General features: G+C 66.4%; 9 protein-coding genes and 1 pseudogene. 8 read left to right on the top strand and 2 right to left on the bottom strand.

Annotated elements, in window-relative coordinates; genetic code table 11:
* The first annotated feature begins 214 nt into the window (after nt 1–214).
* The 3 genes and pseudogenes from AAF184_04995 to lysS all read left to right on the top strand — a co-directional run bounded on the left by AAF184_04995 (nt 215) and on the right by lysS (nt 4,009).
* Nucleotides 215–883: pseudogene (locus AAF184_04995) on the top strand (hypothetical protein).
* 473 nt (nt 884–1,356) lie between these two features.
* Nucleotides 1,357–2,455, top strand: a protein-coding gene (gene prfB, locus AAF184_04990; protein ID MEO0421667.1) for a peptide chain release factor 2 whose coding sequence is annotated in 2 segments (ribosomal slippage) — nt 1,357–1,431 and nt 1,433–2,455 — 1,098 coding nt in all. Because the reading frame shifts where the segments join, the coding sequence is not laid out codon by codon here.
* A gap of 24 nt (nt 2,456–2,479) precedes the next feature.
* The gene (gene lysS, locus AAF184_04985; protein MEO0421666.1) at nt 2,480–4,009 is read left to right on the top strand and encodes a lysine--tRNA ligase; all 1,530 of its coding nucleotides are present in this window, start codon (nt 2,480–2,482) and stop codon (nt 4,007–4,009) included.
* Nucleotides 4,010–4,015: 6 nt separating this feature from the next.
* On the opposite strand, the gene AAF184_04980 is transcribed toward lysS, so the two are convergent.
* Nucleotides 4,016–5,080 (bottom strand): LacI family DNA-binding transcriptional regulator, encoded by a 1,065-nt coding sequence (locus tag AAF184_04980; GenBank protein ID MEO0421665.1) that lies wholly within the window; start codon nt 5,078–5,080, stop codon nt 4,016–4,018.
* 113 nt (nt 5,081–5,193) lie between these two features.
* Nucleotides 5,194–6,087 carry a hypothetical protein gene (locus AAF184_04975; protein MEO0421664.1) on the bottom strand — a complete coding sequence of 298 codons (894 nt, stop codon included), beginning with the start codon at nt 6,085–6,087 and terminating at the stop codon, nt 5,194–5,196.
* A gap of 96 nt (nt 6,088–6,183) precedes the next feature.
* On the opposite strand from AAF184_04975, the gene AAF184_04970 reads away from it, so the two are divergent.
* The 5 genes from AAF184_04970 to AAF184_04950 are packed head-to-tail and all read left to right on the top strand — an operon-like array spanning nt 6,184 to nt 9,830.
* The gene (locus tag AAF184_04970; protein MEO0421663.1) at nt 6,184–6,384 is read left to right on the top strand and encodes a DUF1674 domain-containing protein; all 201 of its coding nucleotides are present in this window, start codon (nt 6,184–6,186) and stop codon (nt 6,382–6,384) included.
* Between the two features lie 49 nt (nt 6,385–6,433).
* On the top strand, nt 6,434–6,832 hold the full coding sequence (gene sdhC / locus AAF184_04965) for a succinate dehydrogenase, cytochrome b556 subunit (protein MEO0421662.1): 399 nt from the start codon (nt 6,434–6,436) through the stop codon (nt 6,830–6,832).
* Nucleotides 6,829–7,224, top strand: a complete 396-nt coding sequence (gene sdhD, locus AAF184_04960; protein ID MEO0421661.1) for a succinate dehydrogenase, hydrophobic membrane anchor protein — start codon at nt 6,829–6,831, stop codon at nt 7,222–7,224. The genes sdhC and sdhD overlap by 4 nt, the downstream gene beginning before the upstream one ends.
* Nucleotides 7,221–9,011, top strand: a complete 1,791-nt coding sequence (gene sdhA, locus AAF184_04955) for a succinate dehydrogenase flavoprotein subunit (protein ID MEO0421660.1) — start codon at nt 7,221–7,223, stop codon at nt 9,009–9,011. The genes sdhD and sdhA overlap by 4 nt, the downstream gene beginning before the upstream one ends.
* Before the next feature lie 36 nt (nt 9,012–9,047).
* Nucleotides 9,048–9,830, top strand: coding sequence for a succinate dehydrogenase iron-sulfur subunit (locus AAF184_04950; GenBank protein ID MEO0421659.1), 783 nt, complete (start codon nt 9,048–9,050; stop codon nt 9,828–9,830).
* Nucleotides 9,831–9,832 lie beyond the last annotated feature (2 nt).

The following is a 9,832-nucleotide window of genomic DNA, read 5'->3' as shown; positions in this document are numbered from 1 at the left end:
GGGCATACGAGCTCGTTGGGACTCATCAGCACGGGCGTATCCACCTCGCGATCCGCAAGGCGCAGTTGGCCCGGTCGGTAGGCGCGGACCAGGTGTACGCCTGCCTCCGTATGCAGGGTCAGTTTCACGCGATCTCCTCGACACTCGCGGTGCAGCGGTGCATGGTACCGCCCCTCGGCCTCGCTTGCCTCGAACCCCCTGCGACGACGAAGCCATGACACGCGCTACGCCCTCGACCATCGATCTCGTCCTCAACGCCGACTGGCTGGCGCGCCTGCGCGCGAGCGCGGTGGGTGGGGAGAGTACTTACCTAGGGAAATTGCTCGCTCGCGGGCAGTCCGAGGCGCTGCCTGAGCAGGCGGCGCTCGACTGGCGCGGGCTGCTCGAGGTGCTGTGGGGCAAGCCGCTGGAGGGTTGGGCCGGCGCCGCTTTCGCGTTGGCGGCGGAAGCCTCGCCCGAGGCCGCGGTCGCCCTCGATGAGCCGGCGCGGTGGTGGCGGGCGGATCCGGTCCATCTGATGGCCGCGATCGACCACGTGCGCCTCGCCGCCGCGGGAGCCTCGCTGGGGTTGCGCGAGGAGGATGCCGATTCGCTGGTGAGCGCTCTGCGCGAGCATCTGGGCGGCGCGCAGCTCGAACTCGTGGCGCCAAGTACCACCCGATGGTATTTGCGCGCTGATCGACGATGGGAGGCGAGGGCCGTGGCCACCGCCTTCGCCGCTGGCCGTGATCTGCGCGGCCTCCTGGCGACGGGTCCCGACGCCACAGCGCTGCTGAGTCTGGCGACCGAATGCCAGATGCTGCTCTCGCAAACGCCTACCAACGCGGCGCGGGAGGCACGTGGGGTTCCGACGGTCAACGCGCTCTGGTTCTGGGGTGGCGGCGAGGAACTGGCACCAGAACCTGCGTGGCGCGATGGCCTGCCTCGCCTGGTCAGCGCCGACCGGGAGCTGTTGGGCGCTTGGCACTGCGCACTCGGTGGCGAGTTGCTTCGCGAGCCGCGCTCGCCGGCGACACGCCGTCAGGCGGCGCTCGATGCACTCGGCGGCCGCGGCGATGCGCTGGTCGTGCTGGACGCCGCCTACCTGGAGCTCAGCGAGGCGCCGTCGGCAAGTCGAGCATGGTTGGAGGCGTTGATTGCGAGTGTCGTTGCGCGCCGCGGTAGGCGAGTTCGCCTGGTGGCGGGTACGACTCTGTGGGAGCTGCCCACGGGCCTTCGAGCGCGTCCCTGGTGGCCGGCGGGAGGGCAAGCCGTGAATCTCGCCGATCTCCTCGATGGCAGCAGCCGAGGCGATGCTCACCCGTGGTATTCTCGCGGGCTTCGCCAATCGCCCCCGTCATAGGAGACCCGCGTTCGATGGAAGACGTCAGCCAGCTGCGCGCCACCATTGCCGACCTCAGCTCTCGTAGCGAGCAACTCCGGGGGTATCTTTGACTACGCTGGTAAGGCCGATCAGCTAGAGCAGGTGCTCGGGGAACTCGAAGACCCCGAGGTCTGGAACAACCCCGAACGTGCCCAGGAGTTGGGGCGCGAGCGCGCCCGCCTGGAAGAGATCGTGCAGGGCCTGGACACCATTCGCCAGTCCCTGGAAGACGTCGCGGAGCTGCTCGATCTCGCCGTCGAGGAGAACGAGGAGAGCGCCCTCGAGGACGTTCGCGCCGAGCTCGCGAAGGTCGAGTCGCGGGTGGGGTCCCTGGAGTTTCAGCGCATGTTCTCCGGCGAGGCCGACGCCAGCAACGCCTTCGTCGACATCACCGCCGGCGCGGGCGGCACGGAGGCCCAGGATTGGGCCGGCATGCTTCAGCGCATGTACCTGCGCTGGTGCGAGGCGCACGGCTTCTCCGTCGAGATCATCGAGGAATCCGAAGGCGAGGTCGCCGGGATCAAGAGCGTGACGCTGCTGGTGAAGGGGGCCTACGCCTACGGCTGGCTGCGCACGGAAACTGGTACCCACCGCCTGGTGCGCAAGTCACCTTTCGATTCCGGTAACCGCCGCCACACCTCCTTTGCCTCGATCTACGTGTCGCCTGAGATCGACGACTCGGTGGAGGTGGAGATCAACGATGGTGACCTTCGCATCGACGTCTACCGCGCCTCCGGCGCAGGCGGTCAGCACGTGAACCGGACCGAGTCCGCCGTGCGTATCACCCACCTGCCGACCAACATCGTGGTCCAGTGCCAGAACGATCGCTCGCAGCACAAGAACAAGGCCACGGCGATGAAGCAGTTGCGCGCAAAGCTCTACGAGGAGGAGATGCGCAAGCGTCGCGAGGCGGCCCAGATCGAAGAGGCCGGCAAGAGCGACATCGGGTGGGGCACGCAGATTCGCTCCTACGTCCTCGACCAGTCCCGCATCAAGGACCTTCGCACCAACGTCGAGATCGGCAACACGCAGGCCGTACTGGACGGTGACCTCGATCCTTTCCTGAAGGCCAGCTTGCAGCAAGGCCTCTAACCCACACTCACGATAGCGCCGCCCATGAGCACCCCTTCCGACGACGAAAACTTTCTCATCGCCGAACGACGCCGCAAGCTCGCCGAGCTGCGCGAAGCCGGCAACGCCTACCCGAACGACTTCCGTCGCGACGCCCTGAGCGCCGAGCTGCATGCCGCGGCGGAGGGCCTCGACGACGATGCCCTGGAAGCCAAAGCGATTCGGGCCAAGGTGGCGGGGCGCATGATGGCCAAGCGCGTCATGGGCAAGGCGAGCTTCGCCCAGCTGCAGGACGATGCGGGGCGCATCCAGCTCTACATGCAGCGCGATGGGCTGCCCGAAGGGGTCTACCAGCAGTTCAAGACCTGGGATGTGGGCGATCTCATCGGCGTGGAGGGCACCCTGTTTCGCACCCGTACCGGTGAGCTCTCCGTGAAGGCCGAGCAGGCACGCCTGCTGACCAAGTCCCTACGACCGCTACCCGATAAGTACCACGGCCTCGCCGACCAGGAGATGCGCTACCGGCGCCGCTACGTGGATCTGATCGTGAACGAGGAGAGTCGACGCGTGTTTCGCACCCGCGCGGCCATCGTTCGCGCCATGCGCGACTTCCTGAGCGCCAAGGACTTCATGGAAGTGGAGACGCCGATGATGCAGGTGATCCCCGGCGGGGCGATCGCCCGACCCTTCATCACCCATCACAACGCCCTCGACATGGATCTGTACCTGCGCATCGCACCCGAGCTGTACCTCAAGCGCCTCACGGTGGGGGGCTTCGAGCGGGTGTTCGAGGTGAACCGCAACTTCAGGAACGAAGGCCTCTCGCCGCGCCACAACCCTGAGTTCACCATGCTCGAGCTCTACGAGGCGTACGCGGATTGCGACGACATCATGGACCTCACGGAGGGGATGATTCGCGATGCCGCGAAGGTGGCCCTGGGCACGCTGCAGTTCTCCTACCAGGAGCGCGAGTACGATCTGGGCCAACCCTTCCGCCGCGTCAGCGTCATCGATGCGGTGCTCGCCGATGATCCAACCTTGGATGCCGCGCGCTTGCGCGATCGCGACTATCTGGCCGAACGCTGCGCGCAGGCGCAGATCGAGACTAAGCCCGAGTTCGGCGCAGGGCGCCTGCTGATGGAGCTGTTCGAGGCACGGGTCGAGCACACCTTGCTCGATCCGACCTTCATCACGGGGTACCCCACGGAGGTCTCCCCGCTCGCCCGCTGCAACGACGACGATCCGTTCCTGACCGACCGCTTCGAACTCTTCATCGCCGGCCGCGAGATCGCCAACGGCTTCTCCGAGTTGAACGACCCCGACGATCAGGCGCAGCGCTTTCGCGATCAGGTCGCGGCCAAGGACGCGGGCGATGACGAGGCGATGTACTTCGATGCGGACTACGTGCGCGCCCTGGAGTACGGCTTGCCGCCCTCCGGTGGCCTCGGCGTCGGTATCGATCGCCTGGTGATGTTCTTCACCGACTCGCCGTCGATTCGGGACGTGTTGTTGTTCCCGCACATGCGCCCCGAAGCGCCGGCCGCCGGAACGGCGACCGACCACGAGGACGCTTAAGGCCCCTTAGGCCGTGATGGCTTGGGGCGCCGCCTTGGCGGCCTTGTCGCGCGCGCCACAGGACCCGCGCACCACCACGCGCGGGGTCAGCGTGTGCGGATCTGCACATTCACCAGCGATGATCTGCCTTAGGCAATCCACCATGAGGCGGCCGCCGTCTGCGATCTGCTGATCGACGGTGGTGAGGGACGGCGAGCTGTAGGCGGCCAGGCGCGTGTTGTCGTACCCCACGACGGCCACATCCTCAGGCACGCTGCGTCCACTCTCCTCGAGGCCGCGGATGGCGGCGAGGGCGAGCAGATCGCTGGCGGCGAAGACCGCGTCCGCATCGAGCGTCGCCAGTGCTGGTGCCAGGCGAGCCTCCAGATGCTCATCGCTCGCTGGGATGTCGATCACCGTGACCCGATCGCCGCTGCCCGGTTGCTGTCCATCGAGGGCATCGCGCAGGCCCTGCAGGCGCATGGCGAATTCCGGAGTCTTCGGATCGCCGAGGAAGGCGATCCGTCGGCGGTCGAGACTGAGCAAGTGGCGAGCCACGGCGGCGCCACCGGCGCGGTTGTTTGTCGAGATGGTGCAGACGTCCTCCGGCTGCCAGATGCCCCAGACGACCAGGGGAGCGCCCCGTTCGCGGAGCTCGCGCAGGCCGTCTTCAGGAATGGCGCCACCGATGGTGGCGATGCCGTCCGCCCGGCACGCGGCGATGAAGTCAGCGTGCCAGTCCCGGTGGGTGCCGCCCTTGACCAGCAACACCTCGTAGCCGCGATCCGCAGCCGTGTCGGCGATGCTGGCGAGCAGATCGGTGACGAAGGGGTCGGCAGCGAAGCGACCCGTGTGCGGGTCCGCCGGGGCGACCACCGCGATCGTGCTGCTGCGTCGAAGGCGGAAGTTCCGCGCGCTGATGTTGATCTGGTAGTTGTGCTCTCGGGCCAGGGCTTGCACCCGCTCGCGGGTCTGGTGATTGACCAGCGGGTTGTTGCTCAGGGCTCGGGAGACGGTGGAGGGGGACACGCCGGCGAGGCGTGCGAGCTCGGCCATGGTCAGGCGCTGCTTCGACTTGATCTTGTCGTCCATTACGTTGGGTCCGTCCAGCACGGGGGGCGCTGCAGGATGCGGCATCCCGTTAGATCGACTATCGCATCTGCTGCACTGCAAGCCAAGGGGGGATGGCCACGATTGCCAAGGCGTCAGCGAGGCAGGTCCAGAGGGCGTAGCCCCGCATGGTCCGGGGTGTCGGCCAGGCGCAGGGGGCGCTCCGCGTGGTCGAGCTGCAGCACGGCGAGCACTTCGCTCGGGCTCGCGAGCACCACGCTGCCGGCCTTTTGCCATTGTTCATCCGTGACTTGCGCCTCGATGGCGGCGCCAGGCGCCACGTCTTGGACGTCCACGGCATAGCGCCGCAGGCGCCGCTTCACGCGCCCCAGGTAGTGGGTGCGGGCGATCACCTCCTGTCCCGTGTAGCAGCCCTTTTCGAAGCTGATCCCCTGCAGCAGATCGAGGTCGAGCATCTGGGCGACGAACTCCTCGCGCGCACCTTCGCCGGTGATCCACGGAATACCGGCGCTGATTTCGCGTTGCCACCAGCACCCATCGTCCGTCGCCTCACTGGTCTCGGCGCTCGGGTCGAGGCTGAGCAGCAGGACGCGGGGGGTCGGGTCGGGCCAGCGGATGGCGAGGTGCGTATCGTCGAGCCAGCGCGCCGCCCAGGGCTGTTCGGGGTCGAGGATGTCCTGCGCAAGGCTGCCGCTGGCCCCCTCGAAACGTGCTGCCGTCGCCTCCACCAGCGTCACCTTCGAGCGCAGGACGAACATGCGCAGGCGATTGGCCACGTCCTGCACCTGCGCCTGCGGCAACACGAGGCCGAACTCGTGCTCAGCTCGGCGTATCACCAGCAACACGGCGAACACGCGCCCGCGGGCCGTGCTCAGGCTGGAGAACTGCGCCGGACTGTCGGCGCTCAAGGCGCTGACGTCGTTGCTCAGTTGGCCCTGTAGGAAGGCCTCGCTGTCCTCGCCCGAAACCGTAATCAGGGCCAGCGATTCCAGGGTCCTGCGCCAGCTTCCAGTATTATCTGTATCCACCGAATTTCCCTTCAAAAAGTCGAACTGTCGCGTTTGATCGCACACCGGGCTTCGGAGAGAATACCCGTCAGATTTTCGTTCCCCGGAGTGTAGTGCATGACCCAGACCCCTCCCACCGAGCGCGAGCCTTCGCCAGCGGCGGGCGAGACGTCGCCGGCCGCTACCACGACCAGCACCGGGAGCGCACAAGAGCAAGAGGGCAGCACCGCCGAGCCGCGCGAGATCGGCGGCCGAGACGGTCCGGAGCCCACCCGTTTCGGCGACTGGGAGAAGAACGGTCGCTGCATCGACTTTTAGCCACCGCCCGCCACGCAACGATCGCGTACCACCAGGGAATCATTAGTCCATGTCTTCGTCGTCGTCGCGGCCGCTGTCGCCGCACCTGCAGGTCTATCGTCCGCAGCTCACCTCCGTGCTGTCGATTTCCCACCGCGCCACGGGGGTGCTCAACTTCCTCGGCCTCGGCGCCCTCGTGTACTGGCTCGCCTCAGCGGCGGCCGGCGCCGAGGCGTACGCATCGGCTGTCGCCACGCTCACCAGTCCGCTGGGCATGCTGCTGCTGATCGCCGTTACCTACGCGTTTTGCTATCACCTGTGCAACGGCATCCGCCACCTGTTGTGGGATACGGGGCGCAACTTCGAGATTTCCCAGATCTACCGCAGCGGTTGGATCGTGGTTGGTGCTTCTTTGGTGCTGAACGCCATTCTCTGGTTCGGCCTTATCGGCATCGGAGGTGGGCAGTGAGCCGGCGTAGTGCGCTCGGCCAGGTGCTCGGCCTCGGGTCCGCGAAGGAGGGCGCTGAGCACTGGTGGTCGCAGCGGGTCACGGCGGTGGCCTTGGCGCTGCTCGGCATCTGGTTTGCTGTCGCCGTCGGCCAGCTGGCCGGTGCGGGGGCATTGGATCATGCGGGCCTTGCGATGTGGCTCGCCTCACCGGTCAACGCCGTCTTCACGGCCATGTTCGTCGGCACGGCGTGCTACCACTCCAGCCTCGGTGTTCAAGTCATCGTCGAGGACTACGTGGATGCCGACACACTCAAGGTGCCAGGGCTGATCCTGGTCAAGTTCGTCCACTTCGCGCTCGGTGCCATCGGTATCTACGCCGTGCTGCGGATCAGTTTCGGAGGCACGCCATGATCGCGGGTGACTACAAGATCGTTGACCACACCTACGACGTGGTGGTGGTCGGCGCGGGAGGTTCAGGTCTGCGCGCGACCCTCGGGCTGGCCGAGGCCGGGCTGAACACGGCCTGCATCACCAAGGTCTTCCCCACGCGCAGCCACACGGTGGCGGCCCAGGGCGGTATCAGTGCAGCCCTCGCCAACATGGGTGAGGACGATTGGCGCTGGCACATGTACGACACGATCAAGGGCTCCGACTGGCTCGGGGATCAGGACGCCATCGAGTACATGTGCAAGGAAGCCCCGGACGCGGTGATCGAACTCGAGCACTACGGCGTGCCCTTCTCACGCACGGAAGAAGGCAAGATCTACCAGCGCCCCTTCGGCGGCATGACCACCCACTTCGGTCAGGGCACCGCACAACGCACCTGCGCCGCGGCGGACCGCACCGGTCACGCCATGCTGCACACCCTGTACCAGCAGTCGCTCAAACAGGACGCCACCTTCTTCATCGAGTACTTCGCCCTCGATCTGATCATGCACGACGGCGAATGCCGCGGCGTGATGGCCCTGAACATGGCCGAAGGCACGCTGCATCGCTTCCGCGCGCAGACCGTGATCCTCGCCACCGGCGGCTACGGCCGCGCGTACTTCTCCTGCACCTCGGCACACACCTGTACGGGCGACGGCAACGGTATGGTGCTGCGCCAGGGCCTGCCGCTGCAGGATATGGAGTTCGTGCAGTTCCACCCCACGGGCATCTACGGCGCGGGCTGTCTGATCACCGAGGGTGTGCGTGGCGAGGGCGGCTACCTCACCAACGCGCAAAACGAGCGCTTCATGGAGCGCTACGCACCGAACGCCAAGGACCTGGCCTCGCGCGACGTCGTCTCGCGCTCGATGACCATCGAGATCCGCGAAGGGCGAGGGGTCGGCAAGGAGGCGGATCACATCCATCTGCATCTGGAGCACCTCGGCCCCGAAGTGATCCACGAGCGCCTGCCGGGCATTGCCGAGACGGCCCGTATCTTCGCCGGCGTCGATGTGACCAAGCAGCCGATTCCCGTGCTCCCCACCGTGCACTACAACATGGGCGGCGTGCCGGCGAACTACCACGGTGAGGTGGTGACCCTGCGCGATGGCGATCCCGAGTGCGTGGTGCCGGGGCTGATGGCCGTGGGCGAGGCGGCGTGCGTATCGGTGCACGGCGCCAACCGCCTCGGCTCGAACAGCCTGCTCGACCTCGTCGTCTTCGGTCGCGCCGCGGCCAAGCGTTGCGCGGATATCGTCAAGCCGGGAGCGCGTCAGCCCGCGCTACCGGACGATGCCGGCAGCGACGCTATCGAGCGCCTCGACAAGTTGCGTCACGCCAAGGGCGAGCACGGTACTGCGGCCCTGCGCTTGAAGATGCAGAGAATCATGCAGAACAACGCGGCCGTGTTCCGCACGGGTGAGACTCTCGAGGAAGGCTCGGCCGCCATGCAGGAGGTGGTCAAGGAGTTTGCGGACGTCGGCGTGTCCGACCGCTCGCTGATCTGGAACACGGATCTGGTCGAGACCTTGGAGCTCGACAACCTGCTGACGCAGGCGGTCGCCACCGTGGAGGGTGCCCGCAACCGCAAGGAGAGCCGCGGCGCCCAGGCCCGCGAGGACTACCCGGACCGCGATGACGAGAACTGGATGAAGCACACGCTCATCTGGGTCGAGAACGATGGCAGCTACCGCATCGATTACCGTCCGGTACACATGGAGACGCTCACCGACGAGGTCGAGGCTGTGCCGCCCAAGGCGCGCGTGTACTAACCCCTTGTCGATGATCAGCTAACAGAGGAATTCGTCGTGGCTCAGTTCCGACTCCCCAAGAACTCACGCATCGGCAAGGGCAAGACCCACGCTGCCGCCAATGGCGCGACCAACAAGAAGCGCTTCGAGATCTACCGCTACGATCCGGACTCGGGTGAGAACCCTCGCGTGGACACCTACGAGGTGGACATGGACGAGTGCGGGCCCATGGTTTTGGACGCCTTGATCAAGGTGAAGAACGAGATCGACCCGACCCTCACCTTCCGCCGCTCCTGTCGCGAGGGCATCTGCGGGTCCTGCGCGATGAACATCGACGGCACCAACACGCTCGCCTGCACCAAGGCCTGCGATGAGGTGAAGGGCGATGTGAAGATCTTCCCCCTGCCGCACATGCCGGTGATCAAGGACCTCGTGCCGGACCTGACCGGTTTCTACGCCCAGTACGCCTCGGTCAAGCCCTGGCTGCAGTCGCGCACGCCCGCGCCACCGGACAGCGAGCGCCTGCAGTCGAAGGAAGATCAGGCGAAGATCGATGAGCCCTCCGCCTGCATCCTGTGCGCCTGCTGTTCGACCAGTTGCCCCAGCTACTGGTGGAACAGCGATCGTTACCTTGGCCCTGCCATTCTGCTCCAGGCCTACCGCTGGATCGTCGACAGCCGCGACGAGGCGACCGGTGAACGCCTGGACGACCTGGAAGATCCCTTCCGCCTCTACCGCTGCCACACCATTCTCAACTGCACGCGCACCTGCCCCAAGGGATTGAACCCCGGCAAGGCGATCGCGGAGATCAAGAAGATGATGGTGGAGCGCCGGCACTGAGC

This window comes from Pseudomonadota bacterium (genome assembly GCA_039815145.1).
Lineage (GTDB): Bacteria > Pseudomonadota > Gammaproteobacteria > Steroidobacterales > JBCBZW01 > JBCBZW01.
Note: the sequence above shows the minus strand (reverse complement) of the source record. Positions and strands in the feature narration are given on the sequence as shown.